Annotated in this window: 20 protein-coding genes; 10 read left to right on the forward strand and 10 right to left on the reverse strand. The window is 60.3% G+C overall.

The features are described from left to right. Nucleotides 1-43: 43 nt before the first annotated feature. Entirely contained in the window at nucleotides 44-1,651 is a 1,608-nt protein-coding gene (locus CFBP5499_RS17855; RefSeq protein WP_080829597.1) for an ABC transporter substrate-binding protein, read from the reverse strand. Nucleotides 1,652-1,920: 269 nt separating this feature from the next. Here CFBP5499_RS17855 and CFBP5499_RS17860 point away from each other — a divergent pair, with 269 nt between their 5' ends. The 7 genes from CFBP5499_RS17860 to CFBP5499_RS17890 all read left to right on the forward strand — a co-directional run bounded on the left by CFBP5499_RS17860 (nucleotide 1,921) and on the right by CFBP5499_RS17890 (nucleotide 9,201). After that, complete coding sequence (locus CFBP5499_RS17860) at nucleotides 1,921-2,910, forward strand: ABC transporter permease (protein ID WP_080829596.1); 990 nt, start codon at nucleotides 1,921-1,923, stop codon at nucleotides 2,908-2,910. Beyond that, nucleotides 2,907-3,902 (forward strand): ABC transporter permease, encoded by a 996-nt coding sequence (locus CFBP5499_RS17865; RefSeq protein WP_080829595.1) that lies wholly within the window; start codon nucleotides 2,907-2,909, stop codon nucleotides 3,900-3,902. The genes CFBP5499_RS17860 and CFBP5499_RS17865 overlap by 4 nt, the downstream gene beginning before the upstream one ends. Further along, nucleotides 3,899-4,897 (forward strand): ABC transporter ATP-binding protein, encoded by a 999-nt coding sequence (locus tag CFBP5499_RS17870; protein ID WP_080829594.1) that lies wholly within the window; start codon nucleotides 3,899-3,901, stop codon nucleotides 4,895-4,897. Before CFBP5499_RS17865 ends, CFBP5499_RS17870 begins: the two co-directional genes overlap by 4 nt. Continuing rightward, on the forward strand, nucleotides 4,875-5,810 hold the full coding sequence (locus CFBP5499_RS17875) for an ABC transporter ATP-binding protein (protein WP_080829593.1): 936 nt from the start codon (nucleotides 4,875-4,877) through the stop codon (nucleotides 5,808-5,810). The genes CFBP5499_RS17870 and CFBP5499_RS17875 overlap by 23 nt, the downstream gene beginning before the upstream one ends. 18 nt (nucleotides 5,811-5,828) lie before the next feature. Continuing rightward, entirely contained in the window at nucleotides 5,829-6,884 is a 1,056-nt protein-coding gene (locus tag CFBP5499_RS17880) for an aldo/keto reductase (RefSeq protein ID WP_080829592.1), read from the forward strand. 69 nt (nucleotides 6,885-6,953) lie between these two features. Continuing rightward, nucleotides 6,954-8,192 (forward strand): acyl-CoA dehydrogenase family protein, encoded by a 1,239-nt coding sequence (locus CFBP5499_RS17885; protein ID WP_080829591.1) that lies wholly within the window; start codon nucleotides 6,954-6,956, stop codon nucleotides 8,190-8,192. 37 nt (nucleotides 8,193-8,229) lie between these two features. After that, nucleotides 8,230-9,201: a LysR substrate-binding domain-containing protein gene (locus CFBP5499_RS17890; protein WP_080829590.1), complete on the forward strand. Its 972-nt coding sequence runs from the start codon at nucleotides 8,230-8,232 to the stop codon at nucleotides 9,199-9,201. Nucleotides 9,202-9,217: 16 nt separating this feature from the next. On the opposite strand, the gene CFBP5499_RS17895 is transcribed toward CFBP5499_RS17890, so the two are convergent. From CFBP5499_RS17895 to CFBP5499_RS17930, 8 genes are all read right to left on the reverse strand, one after another. Continuing rightward, entirely contained in the window at nucleotides 9,218-10,570 is a 1,353-nt protein-coding gene (locus CFBP5499_RS17895; protein WP_080829589.1) for an LLM class flavin-dependent oxidoreductase, read from the reverse strand. Nucleotides 10,571-10,622: 52 nt separating this feature from the next. Beyond that, complete coding sequence (locus tag CFBP5499_RS17900) at nucleotides 10,623-12,218, reverse strand: ABC transporter substrate-binding protein (RefSeq protein ID WP_080829588.1); 1,596 nt, start codon at nucleotides 12,216-12,218, stop codon at nucleotides 10,623-10,625. A gap of 41 nt (nucleotides 12,219-12,259) precedes the next feature. Next, complete coding sequence (locus tag CFBP5499_RS17905) at nucleotides 12,260-12,610, reverse strand: DUF3088 domain-containing protein (RefSeq protein WP_080829587.1); 351 nt, start codon at nucleotides 12,608-12,610, stop codon at nucleotides 12,260-12,262. A 429-nt stretch (nucleotides 12,611-13,039) separates the two neighbouring features. Next, nucleotides 13,040-14,629: an ABC transporter substrate-binding protein gene (locus CFBP5499_RS17910; RefSeq protein WP_175416818.1), complete on the reverse strand. Its 1,590-nt coding sequence runs from the start codon at nucleotides 14,627-14,629 to the stop codon at nucleotides 13,040-13,042. 34 nt (nucleotides 14,630-14,663) lie between these two features. Beyond that, nucleotides 14,664-15,863 (reverse strand): M20 aminoacylase family protein, encoded by a 1,200-nt coding sequence (locus tag CFBP5499_RS17915; protein ID WP_080829585.1) that lies wholly within the window; start codon nucleotides 15,861-15,863, stop codon nucleotides 14,664-14,666. Between the two features lie 94 nt (nucleotides 15,864-15,957). After that, nucleotides 15,958-17,142, reverse strand: coding sequence for an LLM class flavin-dependent oxidoreductase (locus CFBP5499_RS17920; RefSeq protein ID WP_080829584.1), 1,185 nt, complete (start codon nucleotides 17,140-17,142; stop codon nucleotides 15,958-15,960). Beyond that, the gene (locus tag CFBP5499_RS17925) at nucleotides 17,133-18,026 is read right to left on the reverse strand and encodes an NmrA family NAD(P)-binding protein (protein ID WP_080829583.1); all 894 of its coding nucleotides are present in this window, start codon (nucleotides 18,024-18,026) and stop codon (nucleotides 17,133-17,135) included. Before CFBP5499_RS17925 ends, CFBP5499_RS17920 begins: the two co-directional genes overlap by 10 nt. Before the next feature lie 7 nt (nucleotides 18,027-18,033). Beyond that, the gene (locus CFBP5499_RS17930; RefSeq protein ID WP_080829582.1) at nucleotides 18,034-19,086 is read right to left on the reverse strand and encodes an ABC transporter substrate-binding protein; all 1,053 of its coding nucleotides are present in this window, start codon (nucleotides 19,084-19,086) and stop codon (nucleotides 18,034-18,036) included. 361 nt (nucleotides 19,087-19,447) lie between these two features. Here CFBP5499_RS17930 and CFBP5499_RS17935 point away from each other — a divergent pair, with 361 nt between their 5' ends. Beyond that, nucleotides 19,448-20,755: an NtaA/DmoA family FMN-dependent monooxygenase gene (locus tag CFBP5499_RS17935; RefSeq protein ID WP_080829581.1), complete on the forward strand. Its 1,308-nt coding sequence runs from the start codon at nucleotides 19,448-19,450 to the stop codon at nucleotides 20,753-20,755. An 85-nt stretch (nucleotides 20,756-20,840) separates the two neighbouring features. Here CFBP5499_RS17935 and CFBP5499_RS17940 read toward each other — a convergent pair whose 3' ends face one another. Then, nucleotides 20,841-21,869 (reverse strand): LLM class flavin-dependent oxidoreductase, encoded by a 1,029-nt coding sequence (locus tag CFBP5499_RS17940; protein ID WP_080830212.1) that lies wholly within the window; start codon nucleotides 21,867-21,869, stop codon nucleotides 20,841-20,843. Nucleotides 21,870-22,276: 407 nt separating this feature from the next. Between CFBP5499_RS17940 and CFBP5499_RS17945 the strand changes: the two genes are divergently transcribed. Together CFBP5499_RS17945 and CFBP5499_RS17950 are read left to right on the forward strand one after the other, a co-directional pair. Next, the gene (locus CFBP5499_RS17945; RefSeq protein ID WP_080829580.1) at nucleotides 22,277-23,425 is read left to right on the forward strand and encodes a mandelate racemase family protein; all 1,149 of its coding nucleotides are present in this window, start codon (nucleotides 22,277-22,279) and stop codon (nucleotides 23,423-23,425) included. A 6-nt stretch (nucleotides 23,426-23,431) separates the two neighbouring features. Further along, nucleotides 23,432-24,061, forward strand: coding sequence for an SGNH/GDSL hydrolase family protein (locus CFBP5499_RS17950; RefSeq protein ID WP_080829579.1), 630 nt, complete (start codon nucleotides 23,432-23,434; stop codon nucleotides 24,059-24,061). Nucleotides 24,062-24,118: the final 57 nt, after the last annotated feature.

The following is a 24,118-nucleotide window of genomic DNA, read 5'->3' on the forward strand; positions in this document are numbered from 1 at the left end:
GGTCCCGGCCCGCCGCAAAGGGGGGCCGGGTCTGGCGAGACGGTCAGGATGCGGCGATATGCGCGAAGGCGAGGCTTCCCGCGACACCTTCGGCACCGATGGTGTGGTCAGCGATGCGTTTGTTGTAGATGGTGATTTCCGGTGCCGCGACGATATCGATGGCGGGCACGTCCTCAACGAGGATTTGCTGGATTTCCTTCCATTGCGCGACGCGTTTGTCCGGATCGATCTCGATGGCAGCGGCTTCGAGAAGCGCATCCACCTTCGGATTGCTGTAGGCAGCACCGTTGGAGAAGGGCACGCCCTTCTTGAAGTTCTTCGACCAGTAAAGCCGCTGCACACCGACGGTCGGATCGAAGAGATTGCTCATGCCCTCATAGGCAAAATCGAAATCGCGATCCGTGTAGATGCGCTTGGTATAGGTGGCGAAATCCTGCGTTCGCACCGTTACATCCACGCCGACTTTCGCCAGCGCCTGGCGAATATAGTCCGCACCACGCGGATAGGCCTCGGTGCTTGGCACATAATCCAGATTGAGCTTGAAACGGATGCCATCCGCGCCACGCTTGTATCCGGCCTCATCCAACAGTGCTTCGGCCGCCTTAAGATCGATCGGATAGGTTTTCAGATCATCCACGAACCATTTCGTCAGCTTCGGATTGATTGGCCCAGTGATCGTCGCGCCATAACCGAAATTGACGGTGTTGAAGATGACGTTGCGGTCGATCACATGCGCGAAAGCGCGGCGGACACGCACGTCCTTGAAGACATCCTTTTCAAGGTTGAACTCTACGCGACTGACGGAATTAGAATATTGATAGCCGTTCGTCTCAAAACCGAGGCTCGGCAGCTCCTTCAGCCGGTCGAGATCGCTATAGGCGACAGGCGTGCTGGGCGCGAGATCGATCTCGCCGGTTTCGATGGCAATCGCCCGGGCGGAAGCGTCGGGAATGAAGCGGACGATCAGCTTGTCGAGGTATGGACGGGGCGCATCCCAATAATCGGCATTGCGCTCAAAAACGATGTGGCTGCCGCGCACCCATTCCTTGAACTTGAACGGACCAGTGCCGATAGGAGCAAGATTGACCGGATTTTCCGTCACTTTCGTGCCTTCATAGAGATGTTTCGGCACGATGGGCGTTTCGGCGGCGGCGAGCGCCGTGATCAGGTATGGCGCGGGTTTGGAAAGAACCAGAACCGCCGTCAGATCATCCGGCGTCTCGACAGTAGTGAGGTTCAGAAATGTATTGCGACCGCGCGGATGCACTTCCTTGATGGTGTTGATGGAGAAAGCCACATCGGCGGAGGTGAAGGGTTTGCCGTCATGCCACTTCACACCGGGCCGCAGATTAAAGGTGTAACGCAGGCCATCCGCGCTCACTTCCCAGGATTTGGCCAGAAGCGGCTTGGGATTGAGATCGAAATCATAGGTCAGCAGACCCTCGGTCACCTTTGGCGATATATAGACGGAATTATAGGCCGTATGTGCGATCGTCGTCAGCACCGGCGGCTCCGATGAGATGAGCAAGGTGGCCGTGCCGCCACTTGCCGGCTCCGCCGCCTGCAGCTTCAGCCCCGGCAACGACACCACGCCAAGCGCCACCGACGCCAGCAGAAATCCACGCCGCGTCGTCTGGTTGAAAATAGTCATGCGATACCCTCTCCTTAATCGAACCGGCGAAAACCGGCAAAACTGAACGGGAGCGCTTGAGAAGAAGTTTGTTCTGCAGAGGAGAGTGAGATTGGCATGAAGAACCAACCATTCCCATAAACAGGAATTATCTTTTCTTTATAGCGCATATTTCCGTAAATTTCAGAAAATAATTCTATTACTCTTTGACAAATTCCATAAAATTAGTCAACTAATACTCACGCCGTCACGGGCTGATTTCACATTTTCACGCTTACGGACTGGAGCCGATGTCGAATTCGAAAAGGATTTTATCCCAGGCAAGACGGGTGGCCATTCAGGCCATTCCGACAGTTCTCGGTATCGTCATCCTGAACTTCTTCCTGCTGCAACTGGCACCCGGCGACGCGGCCGATGTGCTGGCGGCGGAAGCAGGTTCTGCAACCGTGGAGACCATGGCGGAAATCCGCTCCCGCTTCGGTCTTGATTTGCCGGTTCTGCATCAGCTGATGAATTATCTCGGCAATCTGGCCCAGTTCAGCCTTGGTTTTTCGCCGCGATACGGCATGCCGGTGGCAGACCTCATCGGCCAGCGCCTGCCCGGCACGCTTGCGCTGATGGGCGCAGCGCTTGGCATCGCGATTTTCGTCGGCGTATTCCTTGGCTCGATCATGGCGCTTTTCTCCGGCAAGCTGCCGGACCGGATCATTTCGATCGGCTCGTTGATCTTTTATTCCGTGCCGGGTTTCTGGATCGGCCTGATGCTGATCCTGACCTTTTCGGTGAAGCTCGGCTGGCTTCCCTCAGGCGGTGACAGCACCATCGGCAGCAGTCTTACCGGTTTCGCCGCCTTTCTTGACAGGTTGCGTTACATCGTCCTTCCCGCTTTGTCGCTCGCGCTTTATTTTCTGGCGATCTATGCCCGCCTAACCCGCGCGGCGATGCTGGAGGTGAAATCCCAGGACTATGTGCGAACGGCGCGTGCCAAGGGTGTCTCGCCGCTCCGGCTCACCACACGCCATATCCTTCGCAACGCGCTGATCCCCATCACCACCATGGCCGGCATGCATATTGGCGGCCTCTTGGGCGGTGCGGTCGTGGTCGAGACCGTCTTCAGCTGGCCGGGCCTTGGCCGTCTCGCCTTTGAAGCCGTGATGGCGCGGGATTTCAGCGTGCTGCTCGGCATTCTGCTTCTCTCCTCCCTCGTCGTCATTATCGTCAATGCGGCCGTGGACCTGTTGCAGGCATGGCTTGACCCCCGCATCGGAGAAAGCCGATGAATTCCTCCCATACATCAGCGGTTCTCGACACGGCCGAACTCGGCGCTGAAGAGACCAATCCGAAACCGAAGAAGCCCGAAGAAAAGGCCTGGCCGTATATCCATGCCCCGGATGCGCTTTCGGCCCGCTCCGTTTCCGTGCCCCGGCGCGGACTACGGCGGGAACTGAAAATCTTCCTGACCAATCCCAACGCCATCGTCGGGTTGCTGTTTCTCGCCACCGTCATCGTCACCGCACTGATCGCCCCGTTGATCTATCCCGGCGATCCCCTGGAAATGGTGGCCCGCCCGTTCCTGTGGCCGGGCCAGAACGCGGCCTATCCGCTCGGAACCGATTCCATGGGCCGGGATGTTCTGGCCGGCATCGTGCACGGCGCGCGCATTTCGCTCACCGTCGGTGTCGTGGCAACGCTGATCGGCCTCACCATCGGCATCGCGGTTGGCGCCTTCGCCGGTTATTTTGGTGGCATCATTGATGATATCCTCGTCAAGCTGATCGAAATCTTCCAGACCTTGCCGAATTTCGTGCTCTTGGTGGTGCTGGTCGCCATCGCCCAGCCGTCTGTCACCACGGTCACGTCAGCCATCGGCATCATCACCTGGCCGCTCGTTGCGCGTCTTACCCGTGCGGAATTCCGCGCCATTCGCGAAAAGGATTATGTGCTCGCCGCCCGCAGCCTGGGTTATGGCCATGCGCGCATCGTTTTTCAGGAAATCCTGCCCAATGCGCTGCCGCCGATCATCGTCACCTCCTCGGTCATGGTGGCGGGCGCGATCCTCATGGAAGCAGCGCTGTCTTTCATGGGGCTCGGCGATCCCAACCGGGTCTCCTGGGGTTCGATGATCGGTTCGGGCCGCGATGTCATCCGCACCGCCTGGTATCTGACCGCCCTTCCCGGCCTTGCCATCGTCTTCACCGTCATTTCGTTGAACCTCATCAGCGATGGCCTCAACGATGCGCTCAACCCCCGTTTTTCGGAGGAACGCCGATGAGCAAACTGATCGAAGTCCACGATCTCTCCGTCAGCTTCGGCTCGGCCCAGCCGGTAAAAGGCGTCAGTTTCGATGTCAGCCCCGGCGAAATGCTGGCGATCGTCGGCGAAAGCGGCTCCGGCAAATCCCTGACGGCGCTTGGTCTGATCGGCCTTTTGCCCTCCCACGCCAAGACCGGCGGGCGGGTTCTGCTCGAGGGCCACGATCTGCTGCCGCTTTCCGAGCGGCAATGGCGCGGCATTCGCGGCCGGGATATCGGTATGATCTTTCAGGAACCGATGACCTCGCTCAACCCCGTGCTGACGGTCGGCGAGCAGATCATCGAGGTGCTGCGCATCCATGAGAAGATCGACCGGCATCAGGCGCGCAAGCGCGCCATCGAGCTGCTGGACCTCGTCAATATTCCCGATGCCGGCCGCCGGGTGGATGATTATCCGCACCAGCTGTCCGGCGGCATGCGCCAGCGTGTGATGATCGCCATCGGCGTCGCCTGCAATCCGAAACTCCTGATCGCCGACGAGGCGACGACGGCGCTCGACGTGACCATTCAGGCACAGATCCTGCAACTGCTCGACAATCTGCGCCGCGATCTCAACATGGCCGTCATCCTCATCACCCACGATCTCGGTATCGTGGCGCAATGGGCGGACCGGGTGATGGTCATGTATGCCGGCCGCAAGGTCGAAGAGGGATTGCCGGAACCGGTTTTCTCCAATCCCTACCATCCCTATACGCGCGGGCTGCTCGCGGCTTCTCCGCGCGCGGAAGACGGCCAGCATTATCGCGACGGGCCGCTCATCGAGATACCCGGCTCCATCGTTTCCGCCACGGGCGAGCGGGGCTGCGCCTTCCGGCCCCGCTGTCCGAGCGCCCGCGGTTTCTGCGGGCAGTTCGTGCCGCCACTGCGGCTTATCTCGGAAGGCCGCCATGCCGCGTGCCCCTTCGTATCCCCCACACACCAGGAGGTTTCCGATGGCGCTCTTGTCAGTGCATAGTCTTTCCACCCATTATTCGGGGGGACGTGGAACCGTGCGTGCCGTCGATGATGTGTCGCTCGATATCGAGGCGGGCGAGACGGTAGCGCTGGTGGGTGAATCCGGTTGCGGTAAATCCTCGCTCGGCAAGTCACTGATGCGTCTTGTCGAGCCGTCTTCCGGCAGGATCACCTTCAAGGGCGCCGATGTCACGGCGATGTCGTCGTCGCAGCTGCGCGGCATCCGCCGCCGCATCCAGATGATTTTTCAGGATCCCTTCGCCTCGCTCAATCCCCGCCAGACGGTGCGGACCATCCTTACCGGGCCACTAAAGGTGCACGGCATCGGCGACAGGGCGCAACAGCGGGAGATCGTCGAGGCGATCGTCGCGCAGGTGGGTCTGCCGCCTGACGCGCTCGACCGTTATCCGCATGAATTTTCCGGCGGCCAGCGCCAGCGCATCGGCATTGCCCGGGCGCTCGTTCTGGAACCGGAACTGGTGGTCTGCGACGAGCCGGTTTCGGCGCTCGATCTTTCGATACAGGCGCAAATCCTCAATCTTCTGGTGGAGATGAAGAAACGGCTTTCGCTCTCCTATCTCTTCGTGTCCCACGACCTTTCCGTCGTACGTTATTTTTCCGACCGCGTGCTGGTCATGTATCTCGGCAAGATCGTCGAAAGCGCGCCAACCGCAGAACTCTGGGCATCGCCGAAGCATCCCTATACCCGCGCGCTCCTCGCCGCCGTTCCCGATCCGGCGCGCCGCAAGCAGGCCGCACCGATTTCCGGCGATCTGCCGAGCCCGCACGATCCACCATCCGGTTGCCGGTTTCACACCCGCTGCCCGCTCGCCACCGATCTCTGTCGCGAAAAAGCGCCTGACTATACCCTTTTCGGCAAGAACCACGCCGTGGCCTGCCACCATGCCCAATAACTTAAAGGAGCAACCATAATGGTCGACTATCGCTATCTCGGACGCAGCGCGCTGAAAGTTTCACCGCTGAGCCTCGGCACGATGATGTTCGGAGGCCCGACGCCGGATGACGTGGCCTTCCGCATCATCGACAAGGCGCGCGAACAGGGCATCAACTTCATCGATACCGCTGATGTCTATCACGACGGCAAGTCGGAAGAAGTCGTCGGTCGCGGCATCAAGGCCACGCGCGATCACTGGGTTCTGGCGACGAAATTCGTCAATTCCCATACCAAGGGTCCGAACCTCGGCGGCCATTCGCGCAAGTGGGTGATCGAGACCGTCGAGAATTCGCTACGCCGTCTGAACACCGACTATATCGACATTCTCTATTTCCACCGCGCCGTCTTCGACGCGCCGCTGGAAGAGCCGGTGCGCGCCATTGCCGATCTTATCCGCGCCGGCAAGCTGCGCTATTTCGGCGTTTCGAACTTCCGCGGCTGGCGCATCGCCGAGATTTCGCATCTGGCCGACCAGCTCGGCATCGACCGACCGGTTGCCAGCCAGCCGCTCTACAACATCGTCAACCGCACGGCCGAAGCCGAACAGCTGCCGGCGGCCAATCATTATGGCCTTGGTGTCGTGTCCTATTCACCGCTCGCACGCGGCGTGCTGACCGGCAAATATCAGCCGGGCGAACAGCCGGGCGCCGATACGCGCGTCGGCCGTGGCGACAAGCGCGTTCTGGAAACGGAATGGCGTCCGGAATCGGTTGAAATCGCCCAGAAGGTTGCGGCCCATGCCGCTTCAAAGGGTGTTTCGGCGGCGGATTTCGCACTCGCCTGGGTGCTGAACAACAAGTTCGTCACCGCAGCCATCACCGGCCCGCGCACCGAAGAACATTGGGACGGATATGTCCGCGCGCTCGATGTGAAGATCGATGCGGAAGACGAAGCGCTGGTCGATAGCCTTGTTACGACAGGCCATCCCTCCACGCCCGGTTTCAACGATCCGAGCCATCCCGTCGAAGGCCGCGTGCCGCGCAATGTCGAACCCGCGCCCCGCCCGGCCCTCAAGCCGCGCGCGGTTGCCTGATCGCCCAGACGAAAAAGCCTGCGGCGCGACTGTGCCGCAGGTCCCCACATCCGCTCAGGGAAAGCCGCAATGTCCAATCCGAAACTGCAGACAAACACCACCGATAATTCCGGCGTACCGAGCCGGGATGAGATTCTGGCCCGGGCGAAGGACATTGGGGCTATCGCGGCCAGAGATGCCGCCCGCCGCGAGCGCCAGCGCGAACTGCCCTTCGATATCTTCGCGCTTATCAAGGAAGCCAAGATCGGCACGCTGCGCATCCCCGAGGCCAAGGGCGGACCGGGCGGCTCGATTGCGGACTATATCGAAGTGCTGATGATCCTCGGCGAAGCCGACAGCAATATTCCGCACGCGCTTCGCAGCCACTTCAATTTCACTGAAAACCTCGCTCTCGCACCCATCGAGCTGGAGGATCGGCGGCATCTCGAACATGTGCTTGCCGGTAAACTCTTCGCCGGCGCCAGCACCGAACAGGGCACCAAGCGCCCCGGCGAAATCACCACACGGCTGAGTGCCGATGGCGACCGCTATCGGCTGAACGGCCGCAAATGGTATGCGACAGGCACGGCCTTTGCCGATTTCGGCACATTCAGCGCCATTGGTGACGACGAGCAGCCGATCGGCGTGCTCATTCCGCTCGATCGCCGGGGCATCACGATCCTCGATGACTGGGACAGCATGGGCCAGCGCATGACGGCGAGCGGCGGCGTGCTGCTCGAAAATGTCGAGGTACTGCCGCATGAATTGACAACCCGCAAGCTCGGCAGCCAGATCGGCCGCCACAGCTCGGCCATGCGGCAGCTGCACCTCGCCGCTTCGGCCGCCGGCGCCGTTCAAGGCGCGCTGAATGACGGTGTGGAGTATGTTCTACGCCAGGCGCGCACGACACTTCATAGTGCTGCGGAAACCGCCAATCAGGACCCCTTCGTGCAGAAGATGCTGGGCGAAATCAGCGCCGGCGCTTTCGCCGTCAAGACTTTGATCCGCGAAGCCGCTCGAACGCTAGACCGGACCGCTGTCGCCTTTGCCACCGGTGACGAAGAGGCGATAGAGGCAGCCTTGCTGGAAGGCTCGCTCGCCACCGCCCGCACCCAGATCATCGCCTCGCAGCTTTCTTTGACGGTCGCCACCAATCTCTACGAACTCGGCGGCGGCTCGGCGACATCGAGCGAGCGGAATTTCGACCGCCACTGGCGCAACATCCGCACCGTCTACAATCACAATCCGCTTGCCCACAAGGCGCGCGTCATCGGTGACTATTACCTCAACGGCACCACGACACACCTTCGGGAAGGCCGGGTGTTCTGATCATGCGGAAGATGCAGGCGACAAAGGAGGAACAGCAATGAGAACGGAGTTTGTCGCTCCAGCCGGGAGCCGGGCGGCTTTTCGCCTGCCGACACTTTCCCGGCTGCCACCGCTGACAGCCTTGCGTGCCTTCGTCGTGGCCGCCCGCCATGCCAGCTTCTCGCGGGCGGCGGAGGAATTGCACGTCTCGACCGCTGCCATCGGCCAGCAGGTTCGCATTCTCGAAACCCATCTCGGCCAGCCGCTTTTCAGCCGCCAGCGCGGTGAATTGCTGCTGACCGATGCCGGTAGCGCACTTTATCCCGGCCTTGCGGATGCTTTCGACACCATGATCGGCAGTCTTTCCGACCTGATGGTTTCGAATGCACGACCGCAGCTGAAGGTGCTGGCCGAGGGCTGTTTTGCCGCCCGCTGGCTGGCGCCGCGGCTGGGAAGCATTGTTCCGGCGCTCGGAGACGTGGAACTTTCCATCGAATCCCTTGAAAGCGAAGCCATCGACCTCACGAATTTCGATGCCGATTGCGCCATCGTCGCTACTCATGCGCAAATTCCTGGCTTCATTCACGAGCCACTTTTCGCCGATACCGTCAGCGCCGTCTGCACCCCGGAATTCGCAGCCCGCCATGAGCTTGCAGGCGAGCCCGCGCAGTTGCGGGATCTCGGTTTTACGATGTTGCGCGGCAATGGCCTGGACCCAGCCTTCGAATGGGCGAACTGGCTGCGCGCCTGCCGCATCCCGCTCAGGCTGTCGGCGACAGGTCCGCGTTTCTCACGCCAGACGGCGCTGATAGAAGCAATCTCATCCGGCCATGGCATCGGCCTCGTACGCCACTCCCTGATTTCGGGCGAACTGAAAAACGGCCGCCTGATCGCTCCCTTTGGTTCACCGCAGCCGACCGCAAGCCGTTACCACCTGCTGACCAGCCCTGACAGGCGGCGGCTGCCGGAGGTCGCATCTCTACTCGCCTTGTTGCGCGAGGATATGCGCTCTCTCGAGGCCGCCGCCTGAACACGCCCGTCCCACCTCAGGCGCGTTCCTTTTGCAACTCTTTGGCCGCGTAGATATTGTCCGGGCGCGGTAGGCCGTAATGGTCACGCAACGTGTCGCCCTCATAATCCTGACGGAAGAGGCCGCGCTGTTTGAGGATCGGCACCACCTCGTCCACGAAGATGTCGAACCCGCCGTTCAGCCATGGCGGCATGATGTTGAAGCCATCGGCAGCGCCTTCGCGGAACCAGGTCTCTATCCAGTCCGCCACCTGTTCCGGTGTTCCGGAAATCACCTTGTGGCCACGCCCGCCGGCAAGCCGGTGCAGCAATTGCCGGATCGTCGGGTTTTCCCGGTCGATGACATCAAGAACAAGCTGATGACGGCTGCTATCCGCCCGTGCCCGTGTCGCCTCCACGGCGTCGTGCGGCAGCGGCTGGTCGAGATCGGCCGATGACAGGTCGATGCCGGTGATGCGCTGCAATTGCCCGAGCGAGAAAGCCGGCTGGATGAGATCGTTGAAGGAAGCTTCCAGCCTGCGTGCCTCTTCTTCGGTTGACGCGATGAAAGGGCTGATGCCCGGCAGGATTTTCACATGGGCGGGATTGCGCCCCGTGGCCGCCACGCGCCGCTTGATATCAGAATAAAAAGACCGCGCACTCTCCAGAGTCTGATGCGCGGTAAAGATCGCCTCCGCATAGTCAGCCGCAAAACCACGGCCCTCCTCCGAGGAACCGGCCTGCACATAGACCGGGCGTCCCTGCGGCGAACGCGGCAGGTTGAGAGCGCCGCGCACCCGGTAAAATTCGCCATGATGATTGGCGGGATGAATACGGTCCGTATCGGCAAACAAACCGCTCTCCTTGTCCGCAACAATGGCGTCATCCTCCCAACTGTCCCAGAGCTTGGTCACCACGTCCACAAACTCTGTCGCCTGACGGTAACGGTCGGCATGTGGCGGATGCTGCTGCAGATTGAAGTTGCCGGCCGCCGCGTCAGCAGAAGTCGTCACGATGTTCCAGCCCACCCGGCCGCCGCTGATATGATCGACCGAAGCGAACAGCCGGGCGAGATTATAAGGCTCGTAGTAGGTGGTGGAGGCCGTGGCGATGAAGCCGATCTTTTCGGTGACGGCGGCCAAGGCCGCCAGCATGGTGATCGGCTCCAGCCGGTGGCGGGCGGCATAGCGGATATTGGCATCCAGAACCGGAGCATCGGCAAAGAAGATGGCATCAAGCTTTGCCGCCTCGGCCTTGCGGGCGATATCCTGATAGAGCCTTATATCGGTAACCCGGTGGGGCTCGGAGTCCGGATGCCGCCAGGCTGCCTCATGATGGCCACCCGGATAGATGAACGCATTGAGAACCAGCTTTTCGGATTTTCTGCTCATGGAAATCACCTCTTATTCGCTCTGACGCGGCCTGAACCCAAGGCAAGGGGGCTCACGCCTCCTTCGTCGCCCAGGCCTTGGCGAGATTGCCGCTCAGCCCTTCCGCCCCGGTCGCATAATCCTTGATGCGCACGCTGCCGACGACCGGCTGGATGGGAGAGACGAGATTGATGACGGGAAGATCTTTCGCGACAACGGCCTGAAACTCCTTGAAGAAGGCGGCGCGTTTTTCGATATCCGGCTCCACCGCCGCCGCTTCCAGCAGCCGGTCCACCTCCGGGTTGGCATAGTGGCTGGCATTCGAGAAAGGCAGGCCAATCTTGAAGTTCTTGCTCCAGTAGACGCGCTGGACACCGGCTGTCGGATCGAAGGTGTTGGAGAGGGATTCGACCGAAAGATCCCAGGCCCGGTCGGTATAGACCACCTTCACATAGGTGCCGAAATCGAATTTCTGGATGTCCGCCTCAATGCCGATCTTCGACAGCGCCTGCGCGATGAAATCCGAATAGGTCTGCGGGTTGAACGGGTTGGTGGTGACGCGGAGCTTGAAGCGTTTGCCGCCGTCCTTGCGCGGGAAACCCGCCTCATCCAGCAATTTTTCCGACAGAGCGATATCGAACTTGGCAAAACCGATATTGGGATTGTGGAATTTTGCGAGGCCGGGACTGATCGGCGTTGGCGATGGCACGGCATAACCGTAAAGCACGGTATCGATGAGCGCCGGAACATCAATGGCGTGGGCGATAGCCTGCCGGACCTTCAATTCCTTCAGATATTCATTCTCAAGATTGATCACCAGCTGGTTCTGCTGGCCGGCATAGGCATAGATGCGGTCATCCACCTTCAGCGTCGGGATGGATTTCAGCCTCTCGAGATCGGCAAGCGCCACCGGGTTCGGGCCAATGTCGCCCTCTCCGGTTTCCAGCGCCGCCGCGCGGGCGCCCGCATCATTGATGAGGCGGATGATGACCCGGTCAAGGTGAGGGCGCGGTGCATCCCAGTAGTCAGCATTTTTTTCCAGAAGAATATGACTGCCCGGCACCCATTCCTTCAGAACGAAGGGACCGCTGCCAATGATCTGCGCAGGCTTGGGATTATCGGTTGGCTTGAAGGTCTCGAAGATATGCTTCGGCACAACGGGCGATTCCGAGGAGGCCAGCGCGGTGATCAGGCCCGGCGCGGGCTTTGAAAGCTTCACCTTCGCGACCAGCGGATCGGAGGTATCGACACTTTCGACATTCGAGAACGTCGCCCGGCCGCGCGGATGGGCCTCTTTCAGACGCAGGATCGAAAATTCCACATCCGCCGATGTTACCGGTTTGCCGTCATGGAATTTGGCATTCGGCTGCAGATGGAAGACATATTCCAGCCCATCGGCCGAAACGCTCCATTCCTTCGCAAGACTCGGCTGGGGCGAAAGCTCGTAATCGTAGGTCAAAAGCCCGTCATAAATCTTCGAGCCGATGAACTGCGGACCGCCCGCGCTGGTGTTGATGGCGACAAGCTGGGTCGGTTCAGGGAAATATACGATCTTCAGCGTGCCGCCCGAAACGGGCTCTTCGGCAGCGGCGAAAGAACCGCCCGGAAGCGCCACGAATGCGCCGGCGGCAAGTGCAATTTTATGAAACTGGCGTCTGGAAATGGTCATGTCTGTCTCCGAAAAAATCCGATGGGCGAGGGTGCGGCGGCTTAATGCAGCTGCGGGAACCCGTGGCGCTCGGCGAGGATTTGCAAAATGCGTTTGGTGTCCTGAATGAAGTGCTTGTCGCCCTTGGCCGTGGCGTCAGCGGGCGCATCGCCGGCAAAGATGAAGAGCGGCAGCGACTGATTTTCCTCCCCCACAGTAGCGATGACCGCCTCACGCGGGCGCAGGAAACCGACGCGGCGAATATCTATTCTGGCGGCAAGGTCTGGAAAGGAGGCAAGCAGGCCTTCGATCTGGTTACAATGCGGGCAGACGAAGCGGACACCGGGGTGCTTTGGGTCTTCGAAACCGGGGGCGATCAAAAAAAGCGTATCCTTGGCCATGGTATCCATCATTTGCGGGTGAGATTTCCAGTTCACAGTGCAGGTGGCCAAAGCGTGGGTCCAGAAAGCAATTCTTGCGTCGCGGCGAAGAATTGCTTTGCGCTAAATTATTGATGAAACTTATTTTTTCTGAATTCAGCCAACAGGGACCGCTGTTCTGAACGACTTGTCTCACGAGCAATGTTTTTCTCGAAAACGGGCTTGGCGCGCGAAGGCACAAACGTAGCTGGGAGCCGTTTCAACAATAAAAAAACCGGCAAAATTGCCGGTTTTGCGTTGGTTCTGGCGGACCTCTCCTCCGTCATGCCGGCCTTGAGCCGGCATCCAGCCACGGCGCGTCCGCGCCGTGAAAGGAGCCTCTCGCGATCAAGGACTTGATCGCGCTGAACCCGGATCTAGTCCGGGGGTGACGGAGTGTGGATTAGACCGCTTGCCAAATACTCACTCGCTTTTCCAGGCCGTCGACAGATCGCCATAGGCAATGTCAATGGTTGTCACGAGGGACTTCAGGCTGGTGTTGCGCAGAACGACGGTCGGCAGGGCGACGATCGAGAAATTCGGCAGGTCATCGCCGGCGATTTTCTGGATGTCGTGGAATTGACCGGCCCGCTTCGTCTCGTCCACTTCTATAGCGGCCGCGCGGAAAAGATCGTCAACCCTAGGGTTGTTGTAGTGGGCAGCGTTGACATAGGGCGCGGGGTTCTTGATGCCGTCAGACCAGTACAGACGCTGCACGCCCGCTGTCGGATCGAACAGCCGGCTGATACCGTTCACAGTCAGGTCGAAACCACGCTCGGTGTAAACGCGCTTGATGAAGGTGGCGAGATCGCCTTCGACGATATCCACCTTCACACCGAGCTTGCCGAAGGAGGAGCGCAGATATTCCGCGGTTTTGCGGAAGACGTCGGAGGGCAGGAAGGCGAGCCGCAGTGAAAAACGGGTGCCGTCTGCGCCTTTGGGATAACCGGCCTTGTCCAGCAGCTCGTTCGCTTTCACCAGATCGAAAGGATAGGTGAAGGGCTTTTCATCATTATAGGCAGTGAAGACCGCCGGGATGTTTGAACCAGCCGGTTTCGCGGTGCCGAAGAAGATGGCGTCATTGATGAAATTGCGGTCGATGGCGTGGGCCAGCGCGTGGCGGACCTCCTTTTTGGCAAGGATGGGGTTTTCCAGATTGTACTCGAAGATGGCGGCGTTGTTGAGATAGGAGTCGGTATAAACCTCCACCGAGAGCTTGGGATTTTGGCGAAGGCGCTCCAGATCGCTGTAGGAAACATCCGCCGTGTAATCCGCCTCACCCGTTTCGACCGAGATGGTGGTGGAGGCCGCGTCGGCGAAAAAGCGCGCCACGAAACCGTCGAGATAGGGAAGATCAGCCTGCCAGTAGTTCGGGTTCTTCTTCAGCTTGACATAGCTGCCGCGTTTCCATTCCTCGAAGACGAACGGGCCGGTGCCGATAGGGGCGTTGCCGTTCGGGCTTTCGTTATATTTTTCAGTAGTATAGGCATGGGCCGGCAGAATGGGCGTTTCGCCCCCCGTCAGCGCCCGCAGCAGATAAGGCGCGGGTTTGGAGAGCACCACCACCGCCGTCAGCGGATCGGGCGTTTCAATATCGGCGACATTGGCGAAGGTGATGCGCCCGCGCGGGCCGACCTTCTTGAAGGCAAGCAGGGAAAATTTCACGTCCTGCGCGGTGAAATCCTTGCCGTCATGCCATTTGACCCCCTTGCGCAGCTTGAAAGTGTAACGCAGCCCGTCGGCGGAGGTTTCCCAGCTTTCAGCCAGCACGGGATGTGGTTTGAACTCGCTGTCGAACCGCACCAGACCTTCCAGAATTTTGGTGGAAATGGCACGGGTCCGCGTGTTGGAATCGGAAAGCGGCACCAGCGTCGTCGGCTCGCCAAGACCCGCAAGGGTGACGATCCCACCCTTTTTCGGCGTTTCGACCGCCAGAGCGGGCAATGACGGCAACAGCATGGCCCCGGCAAGGGCAGCGCTCAGAAGCAATGTCTTACGTCTTGTAATATTCATGGATGTTTCCTTTTGCGAATTTGTTTTCAAATACTCACGCAACCTTCAGCCGGGTCTCGACCAGCCGGGCAAACAATGTGGCACCAACCGGCAGAATAGCGTCGTCAACGATGAAACCGGGGTTATGGGCTGGCACGGTGCCGGAGTGACCGAGGGTGAAGAACGCTCCGGGCGCGTGTTTGAGAAGATCGGCGAAATCCTCGCTGCCCATGAAACGGCTCCGCTCGGTGGAAACGCGCTCGTCTCCCAGAACCTCACGCGCCACGCCGGCGACAATGTCCACCGATGCGTCATCGTTGGTGAGGACCGAGAATATGTCGCGGATATCCACCTCGGCGGTGAGACCGTGAGCCGCAGCGATGTGATCGGAAATCGTGCGGATGCGCTCCCGGATGGTTTCGCGCACGCTGTCGGAGAAGGCCCGCACCGTTCCGGCAATCGCAGCCGTTTCCGGGATGACATTATAGGCCGATCCCGCCTCGATGCGCGTGATCGACAGCACGGCGGGATCGGTCGGCGACACGTTACGGCTGACGATGGTCTGCAAGGCCTGAATGAGTTCGCCCGTTGCCGGCACCGGGTCGCGCGACACATCGGGATGCGCGGCGTGTGCGCCCCTCCCCTTCAGCCGGATATCGAAGAAATCCGCCCCTGCCAGAATGGTGCCGGGCGAGACCTTCAGATGATTGGGCGCCGCATGGGTGGAATTGTGCAGCCCGTAAATCTCGTCGACAGGAAAATCCCTGAACAACCCGTCGGCAATCATGGCGCGCGCGCCGCCGAGACCCTCCTCCGCCGGCTGGAAAATGAACACCACCGTGCCGGCAAAATCGCGGGTTTCAGCCAGATAACGCGCGGTGCCGAGCAGGATGGTTGTATGCACATCATGCCCGCAGCCATGGAACTTGCCGGGGTAGATCGACGCATAAGGCAACCCGGTCTCCTCGGGCATCGGCAGCGCATCCATGTCGGCCCGCAGCCCTATGGAGCGATTGCCCGCGTGGCGGCCACGCAGCACGCCGACCACGCCGGTTTTGCCATAACCGCGGTGCACCTCGATGCCCCAGGAGGCGAGCTTTTCGGCGACGATGCCTGAGGTGCGTACCTCTTCGAAGCCGATTTCCGGATGCTGGTGCAGATCGTGACGGATGGAGACGAGTTCGGGAACATAGGTCCCGATCCGGTCTATTATTTTCGGAGCGGGTGTTTTGACGGGATCGACGGCAATATTCACGGTATCTCCTCAGGGCAAAGAATATCGTTCTCGCAATCTTGGTGATTGCGAAGTGCTAAGCTTCAGAACTGGAAAGCTGAGGCAGGGAGAGGCGTTAGAACCTCAGGCCCGCCTCCTTCATCAAGGGCAAAATGCGCTCGGCGAAATAATCGAGATCTTCGCGGAAATCGTAGAAATTCAGCTGCACACCATCGATGCCGGCCTTTTTCAGGCCGACAAGCTGCTCGACCACCTGTTCCGGTGAACCGATGATCTCGATATTGCCGCCGAGATTGCGCCCCTGCTTGTGGCGCGCATCCCCGCGGCCGCGCCAGGCATGGGCGTCGCTTTCGTAATTATTGGTGGCGAAGGCGCGGGTGCCGGGCTGCGGTTTTCCAGCCTCAATGGCATCGGCATAGGCGATCGCCTCCTTCTCCGTATCCCGGCTGACGATAATCGGGTTGATGAGCGTCTTCACCTGCCGGCCATAGGCCTTGGCGCGGTTCTTGATGTTCGCGATATGATCCGGAAGCGTTTCCAGCGCGCTGTCTATATGCGCGCCGCCGGGCGAGGTGACGAAAACCAGATCGGAATGGCGGGCGGCGAAATCGATGCCGGCGGGTGAACCGGTCGCCGTCACCAGCGGCGGGCGCCCAAAGGTGGGTTTCGGCGTTATCCAGCCATTGTTGATCGCCCAGGGATTGAGCTTGCCCTCATAGGAAAAGTTTTCGGTTTCGCCCCAGAGACGATGGAGCACATCGAACAATTCACCCGCCATATCGTAACGCTTGTCATGATCGATCCGCTGCCAGCCGAACATTTCATGCTCGATGGCGCGGTGGCCGGTGACAATGTTGATGCCCCAGCGCCCCTTGGCGATATGATCCAGCGTCGCGCCATATTTGGCGAGATGCAGCGGATGCAGAGGCCCGTAAAGAACATGGATGGTGGAGATCAGCAGAATGCTCTTCGTGACCGCCGCCATGGCGCCAAGCGCGATGAAACTGTCAAGCGAGGATTCACCGTCATAACCGCCCTTGGGCAGCCATTGCGTGCGGCTGAAGGCGATTTCGAAACCAAGCTCCTCCGCGCGCTTCACCAGTTCGACATTATAATCGAAGGTCCAGCTGTTGCTCGTCGGCAGGCTGGAGAAATTGATGTCCTGCAGATTGAGGAACAGGCCCAGCATCATCGGCTGCTTCGCCGCCCGGCTGAGCGGGCTGTCTTCGAAATCGGCCGGGCTTTTCAGCTCAATATCTTTCAGTTCCGGACCATCCGGCAATGAAACAGTCAGCGCCATGTCTTTTCTCCCTCGGGTTGGTCGCCCTGTGGGGCCGCTGCCAGCCTTGCGCGCAGATAGCCTTCCACGCTGCGGGGCAGACGACCGGTGATCTGCTGGACGTTATCGTCGATGGATGCTGCGAGACCTTCGCGGATGAGCTGGCCGAATTCGCTGATCGCTTTCTGCTCGAACGCGCCGATATGGGGCGGAAAGGCGGCGGCGGCATGGTGCGAAACCCCGACGGGACGATGCAGGATGCGCGCGGCGATGCGGGCGATCTCCAGCGCCGTCAGCGCTTCTCCACCGGTCAGCACCAAAGCGCCGCAAACAGGCGCATCTGCGGTCAACGCGTGAACCGCGACATCGGCGATATCGTCGGCATCGATGAAGGAGACGGCAGCATTTCCGAAACGGGCGGGCACATCCTCCCCATTGCGCAGGGCGGCAACAACGGGTTCCAGCGCCACCTGCATCCAGGCATTCGGCCGCAGCACCGTATGGGCTATGCCGCTTCCGGCCAGATACGCTTCCACCTGTGCATGGGCCGTGCCCGAGATGGAGCGGGCGGCATTCTCAATCGTCCAGTCGGAGCCGGATATTTTCACGATCCGAGACACGCCGGCGGAAAGAGTCGCGTCAATGACCGCATTCTGGTCAGCCGCCAGCGTTTCACCGATGGGGGAAAGCAGGAAGACCCTGTCTATACCGCGTGAGGCCTCTTTCAGGCTCGCCGCATCGGAGAAATTTCCCTCCGCTATATCGACGCGGTCGCCCCAGAGCTTCAGCGCATCCTCCCGCCTGCGGGTCAGCACCCGAACCTTGGCCTGTTTTTGCAAAAGACGGCTGACGACACGTTGGCCGAGCTTGCCGGTTGCGCCCGTTACAAAAATGGTGGCTGCCATAGCGTCCTCACTTTCCCGCATTATGCTGCGCTGTAAGCGCGCGTGGATCGGCCCAAGCCCTCACATCGAAATCCTCGGGGACGAATTTCCATTCCAGCAGGAAGTCCTTGAAATGGCTGAGCGCATCCAGTTCGGCAGGATCGAGGTCGAGCTTCAGATTGCGGTGCAGATCCGCGCCATTGGCGGCCAGAACCGCCTCCTCGCTCACACCGATCTCGCGGGCGATGAAATGCACGGCTTCCGCCGGATTATCATCAGCCCATTGGGCCACCCGCTGCACGGTAGCGACGAGTTCCGCCACCAGATCTGGCCGCTCATCGGCAAAGGTGGCATCGACAGTCAAGGGACGCGGCGTGCCATTGTTGATGCGGATTTTCGGATCAGGGTGGAACCCCGTCGATACCACGACCTGCGCCCCGATCAGATTGGCGACGGTTACACCTTCCGCTCCCTTGACGAAGAAAGCATCGATCTGGCCCCGGTGCAACGCGGCGATTTCCTCGCCATAGGGGAGCCGTCGACGCAGACCATGGAACCGCTCATCGTCAGGGCTAAGCAACACCGGCTCCCGGGCGGTCAGATCGACAAGCTCGACATCCGCAACGGAGAGCCCGGAGACGGTGAGCGCCGACACGATGCCCTTGAGCGATGTGGCGCGCTGGAAATCGATGGTTTCATTCGGCCGTTTCGGCAGGCCGATGCGCCGCCCCTTCAAATCGCCGCCCTTGCTTATGCCGCTTGCGGGCAGCGTGATGACCGCCTGAAACTCATCGGTCCTCGTCAGCCCCACCAGCCGCGTCTGCCGGCCACCTGATTTCGCCCAGATGGGCGGAATATTACCGCCCTGGCGGAAGGACCAGTCGAGACGATGATCGAAATGGCTTTGCCTGATGGCCGGATCGGCGGAATCACGAATGGAGGACACCGAAATACCATGGCCGGCAAAACGTTCCTCTATCCAGCCAAGTTGCACCGCGATGGAAAGCGGCGTGGGCGCCGGGCAGCGCGTATACCACAGGGTTACGGGCTGGGTTACCTGGCGAAGGGCGGCATCGGCCATAGTGTACGTCCTCGAAATTGCGATCTGGACGGCACGCTACACGGCGGACGATATTTTCTATAGAAACAGTGTACTATTTGAGGCGCGATTGAGGAAATTCGTTTCCATCCTGTCATCGCTTGAGCGAGATGACGGAATATCCTTTCGATAATGGCGAGATTTTGGGTCGGATCGTCGCCTGTGCCTTTGATTGCTTCCTCCATTCAACCGCGCACCAGCTGCAAAGACTGATGAAAGTTTTTCTTCTTCCAACAGCAAGGATTTTTAACTCGCGACCGCAATTCCGGCTGTTACGCTTTCGGACAATCGCACCGGCCGCAGGCCGGAAATCCCGCACGGACCGAAAAGAAAAAGTAGAAGCATGAGCAAGACCAAACGCCGGCTCAATCTGAATGTTGGCATCAACACGACAGGATATCTTCCCAATGCCTGGAAATACCGGAGCGGAGACCGGCACGATATCAACGATATCAGCTATTATCGGCGGCTGACGGAACTGGCCCACAAGGGTCGGTTCGACGCCGTTTTCCTGTCCGACCATCCGGCATTGCTGACCGATCCGGCCAGCCGCCCGTTTCACACCATCGATCCGCTCATCCTCTCCACATCGCTTGCCGCGCAGGTGCCGGATATCGGTTTTGTGGCGACGGTGTCTTCCACCTATAATTCGCCTTACAATTTCGCGAGACGGACGCAGTCCATCGACGTCGTCACCGGCGGCCGGCTGATCGTCAACATTGTCTCCTCCTTCAATCCCAATGTCGCCGCCAATTTCGGCAACGATCCGCTGCCGCCGCGCAGCGAGCGATATGCCAAGGCCACCGAATTTCTCGATGTCGCGAAAAAGCTTTGGTCGAGTTGGGATCCGCGCCGCGAAGGCGACGTGCCGGAAGATCGGTTCTGGGATGCGGCAACCGCCGAGACAATCGATCACGAGGGGCAATATTTCCAGGTGAAAGGCCCGCTCAACGTTCCGCGCGGGCCACAGGGGCATCCCGTCATTGCGCAGGCCGGCGCATCCGAGGGCGGCATCGATCTGGCCGCGCGCCATGGCGAGATCATCTATTGCAACATCCTGTCCCGGCCCGCGGGTCAGGCCTTCGGCAAAAAGGTGCGTGACCGCGCCGTTTCTTTCGGCCGCGATCCCTCCGGCATCCGCATCGTTCCCGGCCTTGTCGTCATTCTCGGCGAGACCCGTGAGGAAGCTTTGCGCAAACACGAGCTTTACAGTGGAACCGGCTCGGAAGACGGGCTTCTGGCGCGTTTCGCCAAGGAAAACGGTATCGATCCGCGTGATTTCAACCCCGATGCGAAACTCGAAGGTCAGCGCTTCATTCCCGACCAGAACCGGCAATGGGCCGTCGGCATGGGGCTCGGCCTTTCCGAGTTGCTGACCCACGAAAAGCTCACGGCCCGCGAGGCCGTGCGCCGTTCGGAGGGGCACCACCGGCTGCTGCTTGGCACGCCGGAAGAGGTGGCTGATGGTATCATCGATCTCTGGCAGGATGGCACGGTGGATGGCTACACCCTGCAGCCGCCGCGAGCGCCCGACGATATTGCTGAATTCGTCGAGAAGGTCGTGCCGGTCCTGCAGGATCGTGGCGTTTACCCGCGTGACTACGAAGGCGTGACAATCCGCGACCGCTACGATCTGCCCTATCCCGATTGACGAAAGATGCGGCGCTGTTGAAGCGCCACAGGTCCATCTCCCGCCATTCCCGCTGCGCGCGGGAGTGGCTGATGTTAGGGACATATCATTGACCCGTCGCCACTTTCAAAACAGGCCGTCCACCGGAAAGCTGCGGTAAAACGGAAGCGAAATCCGTAACGATCTGACGATAATCATCAGGCTGGAACTCATAGGGCAATTCCAGACGGAATTCCGAGACATGCGGCAGCACGGGATCACGCGACAACGTCTCCAGAATTTCATCCGTCGTACCGACAATGTCAGGCAGAAAAAGCGTGCGGCGCGCGCCATGTGGCGCATGCGTGCGCTTGTCGCGCTCGGCAACAAATTCCGCATAACGGCGGCGTGTTGCGGGGCTTGCGCTATCGGTCGGCAGGATCACACGGCCAAGCGCGATACGCGGCTGGCGTTCATGCGCCCATTCCTGCCGGAAGCGCGCAACGAGGGCCGCCTGCGCCGTCAGAAAATCATCGGTATTTTCACCACTGACGATATTGCCGGTCAGAAGATTGAACCCTGCCTTGCCCGCCCAGCGGGCCGAATTCTGCGATCCGCCACCATACCACAGCCGGTCGGTCAGCCCCTTTGCGAAGGGCCGAAGGCGCGGCACCTGCGCGCCGGCCGCATTACCCGCCTCCGTATCGCTCGACAATGGTTCCGATCTCAACGCCCTCGCCAGCTTTTCGGCGCGGGCATGGCTGTAATCCGCAGCGGGAGCCGTATCGACATAATCCGAAATGAGATGGGCGAAGGGCGGCGCGCCCACGGAAACGCCGACGTTCAACCGCCCGCGTGACAGGATATCCACGGTGGCTAAATCCTCGGCCAGCCTGAACGGGTTTTCGTAACCCAGTTGAATGACGGCGGTGCCGAGGCCAATCCGCTTCGTGCGCTGCGAGGCCGCCGCAAGAAAGGTGGCCGCCGAAGATACGCCCCGTTCCAGGTGGCGCTGGCGAACCCAGGCGCTGTGATAGCCCAGCGCCTCCCCGGCCTCGAAAAGCTGCAGGGTCTCCTCCAGTCCCCGCTCCGGATCATCATCGTGATAATTACCGGGAACCAGAAAGGCGAAATGGGAAATATGGGAAAGGGGCATGGTGTGCATCCGGGACCAGGTGTTGACGGAAGATCGGGCTCACGCAGCGCAGGTGCAGCGCATACTTCCGCAGAATGCACGATGACCGGCAGGGCTGGCACGGCATGGTCTTTTATAGTCCCGGCGATTGTTGAAAGATCGTTGCGCGATTCAATAATCTACTAAAATTATGGATTATTCTGCGATGGCTGGTGTTGGTCATACGCCTTCCTATTTTGAGGTGACGCTGCCCCTAGCGCGCCTAAGGACGCACTCCCTCTGGCACGCCACATCGCGTTCCGCGCAAATAAACTTGATTTCCCACCCAAACATGTAATACAGATTATCATACATGTTGACAAATAACGCAGACATGTATGACATTGCAGCCATCACGAAAGCTGCGATACCTGCATGAGGGAGGAATTATGATCATCACCGACGTCGAGGTCCGTGTTTTCCGCACGACGACCCGTCGGCACTCGGACAGTGCGGGCCATGCACATCCGGGGCCGGCGCATCAGGTGGAACAGGCCATGCTGACCATCCGCACGGAGGATGGACAGGAAGGGCATTCCTTCACCGCGCCGGAGATCGTTCGCCCGCACGTCATCGAGAAATTCGTCAAGAAAGTCCTGATCGGCGAGGACCATCGCGACCGTGAACGGTTGTGGCAGGATCTTGCTCACTGGCAGCGCGGCTCGGCCGCGCAGCTGACCGACCGCACGCTGGCCGTGGTGGACTGCGCGCTGTGGGACCTTGCCGGCCGCTCCCTCAATCAACCTGTATACAAGTTGATCGGCAGCTATCGCGACAAGGTGCTGGCCTATGGCTCCATCATGTGCGGCGACGAGCTGGAAAGCGGGCTTGCGACGCCCGAAGATTACGGCCGCTTTGCCGAAACGCTGGTGAAGCGCGGTTACAAGGGTATCAAGCTGCACACCTGGATGCCGCCCGTCAGCTGGGCGCCGGATGTGAAGATGGACCTCAAGGCCTGTGCCGCCGTGCGCGAGGCTGTTGGTCCCGATATTCGCCTGATGATCGACGCCTTCCACTGGTATTCGCGCACCGATGCGCTGGCGCTGGGCCGTGGCCTCGAAAAACTTGGTTTCGACTGGATCGAGGAGCCGATGGACGAGCAGTCGCTCTCCTCCTACAAATGGCTCTCAGATAATCTCGATATTCCCGTCGTCGGCCCGGAAAGTGCAGCCGGCAAGCATTGGCACCGCGCCGAATGGATCAAGTCCGGCGCCTGCGATATTCTGCGCACCGGCGTCAATGATGTCGGCGGCATTACCCCGGCGCTGAAGACCATGCATCTGGCCGAAGCCTTCGGCATGGAGTGCGAAGTCCACGGCAATACGGCCATGAACCTGCACGTTGTCGCCGCCACCAAAAATTGCCGCTGGTATGAGCGCGGGCTCTTACACCCCTTCCTCGAATATGATGACGGCCACGACTATCTGAAATCGCTGTCGGATCCGATGGACCGCGACGGCTTCGTGCACGTCCCTGACCGGCCGGGCCTTGGCGAGGACATCGATTTTACCTTCATCGACAACAACCGGGTGAGGTAACGGGTAATGAAAACGGTGCTCGCCTTCGGAGACAGCCTCACCTGGGGTGCCGACCCGGCCACGGGTCTGAGGCACTCGGTCGAGCATCGCTGGCCCGATGTGCTGGAGGCCGAGCTTGCCGGAAGGGCGAAGGTTCACCCCGAAGGACTTGGCGGGCGCACCACCTGTTATGACGACCATGCCGGTCCTGCCTGCCGCAACGGCGCGCGGGCGCTTGAAGTTGCACTGTCGTGCCACATGCCGCTCGATCTCGTCATCATCATGCTCGGCACCAATGATATCAAGCCGGTGCATGGCGGGCGGGCGGAAGCCGCCGTTTCCGGCATGCGCAGGCTGGCGCAGATTGTCGAAACCTTCATCTATAAGCCGCGCGAGGCCGTACCGAACCTGCTGATCGTCGCGCCGCCACCCTGCGCCGCAGGACCCGGCGGCGAACCGGCCGGTGGACGGGATATCGAACAGTCACTGCGGCTTGCGCCGCTTTACCGCAAACTCGCTGCCGAACTGGGGCATCATTTCTTCGATGCCGGATCGATCGCCAGCGCCTCGCCGGTGGATGGCGTGCATCTGGATGCGCCGGCAACGGCGGCAATCGGCCGGGCGCTCGCAGCACCCGTAAGAGACATTCTTGGCTGATCACGCAACGCCTGTGGAGGAACCAGGCGCGTGGATCAAAACGTGGAAAGGCCGCTT

The sequence above is a fragment of the Agrobacterium tumefaciens genome (genome assembly GCF_005221325.1).
In the GTDB taxonomy this organism is placed as follows: domain Bacteria; phylum Pseudomonadota; class Alphaproteobacteria; order Rhizobiales; family Rhizobiaceae; genus Agrobacterium.

Bases quoted from the DNA above. Each gene is read 5' to 3' on its own strand.
- CFBP5499_RS17855 (WP_080829597.1), bottom strand. From the start codon at position 1,651: ATGACTATTTTCAACCAGACGACGCGGCGTGGATTTCTGCTGGCGTCG.
- CFBP5499_RS17860 (WP_080829596.1), top strand. From the start codon at position 1,921: ATGTCGAATTCGAAAAGGATTTTATCCCAGGCAAGACGGGTGGCCATT.
- CFBP5499_RS17865 (WP_080829595.1), top strand. From the start codon at position 2,907: ATGAATTCCTCCCATACATCAGCGGTTCTCGACACGGCCGAACTCGGC.
- CFBP5499_RS17870 (WP_080829594.1), top strand. From the start codon at position 3,899: ATGAGCAAACTGATCGAAGTCCACGATCTCTCCGTCAGCTTCGGCTCG.
- CFBP5499_RS17875 (WP_080829593.1), top strand. From the start codon at position 4,875: ATGGCGCTCTTGTCAGTGCATAGTCTTTCCACCCATTATTCGGGGGGA.
- CFBP5499_RS17880 (WP_080829592.1), top strand. From the start codon at position 5,829: ATGGTCGACTATCGCTATCTCGGACGCAGCGCGCTGAAAGTTTCACCG.
- CFBP5499_RS17885 (WP_080829591.1), top strand. From the start codon at position 6,954: ATGTCCAATCCGAAACTGCAGACAAACACCACCGATAATTCCGGCGTA.
- CFBP5499_RS17890 (WP_080829590.1), top strand. From the start codon at position 8,230: ATGAGAACGGAGTTTGTCGCTCCAGCCGGGAGCCGGGCGGCTTTTCGC.
- CFBP5499_RS17895 (WP_080829589.1), bottom strand. From the start codon at position 10,570: ATGAGCAGAAAATCCGAAAAGCTGGTTCTCAATGCGTTCATCTATCCG.
- CFBP5499_RS17900 (WP_080829588.1), bottom strand. From the start codon at position 12,218: ATGACCATTTCCAGACGCCAGTTTCATAAAATTGCACTTGCCGCCGGC.
- CFBP5499_RS17905 (WP_080829587.1), bottom strand. From the start codon at position 12,610: ATGATGGATACCATGGCCAAGGATACGCTTTTTTTGATCGCCCCCGGT.
- CFBP5499_RS17910 (WP_175416818.1), bottom strand. From the start codon at position 14,629: ATGAATATTACAAGACGTAAGACATTGCTTCTGAGCGCTGCCCTTGCC.
- CFBP5499_RS17920 (WP_080829584.1), bottom strand. From the start codon at position 17,142: ATGGCGCTGACTGTTTCATTGCCGGATGGTCCGGAACTGAAAGATATT.
- CFBP5499_RS17925 (WP_080829583.1), bottom strand. From the start codon at position 18,026: ATGGCAGCCACCATTTTTGTAACGGGCGCAACCGGCAAGCTCGGCCAA.
- CFBP5499_RS17930 (WP_080829582.1), bottom strand. From the start codon at position 19,086: ATGGCCGATGCCGCCCTTCGCCAGGTAACCCAGCCCGTAACCCTGTGG.
- CFBP5499_RS17935 (WP_080829581.1), top strand. From the start codon at position 19,448: ATGAGCAAGACCAAACGCCGGCTCAATCTGAATGTTGGCATCAACACG.
- CFBP5499_RS17940 (WP_080830212.1), bottom strand. From the start codon at position 21,869: ATGCCCCTTTCCCATATTTCCCATTTCGCCTTTCTGGTTCCCGGTAAT.
- CFBP5499_RS17945 (WP_080829580.1), top strand. From the start codon at position 22,277: ATGATCATCACCGACGTCGAGGTCCGTGTTTTCCGCACGACGACCCGT.
- CFBP5499_RS17950 (WP_080829579.1), top strand. From the start codon at position 23,432: ATGAAAACGGTGCTCGCCTTCGGAGACAGCCTCACCTGGGGTGCCGAC.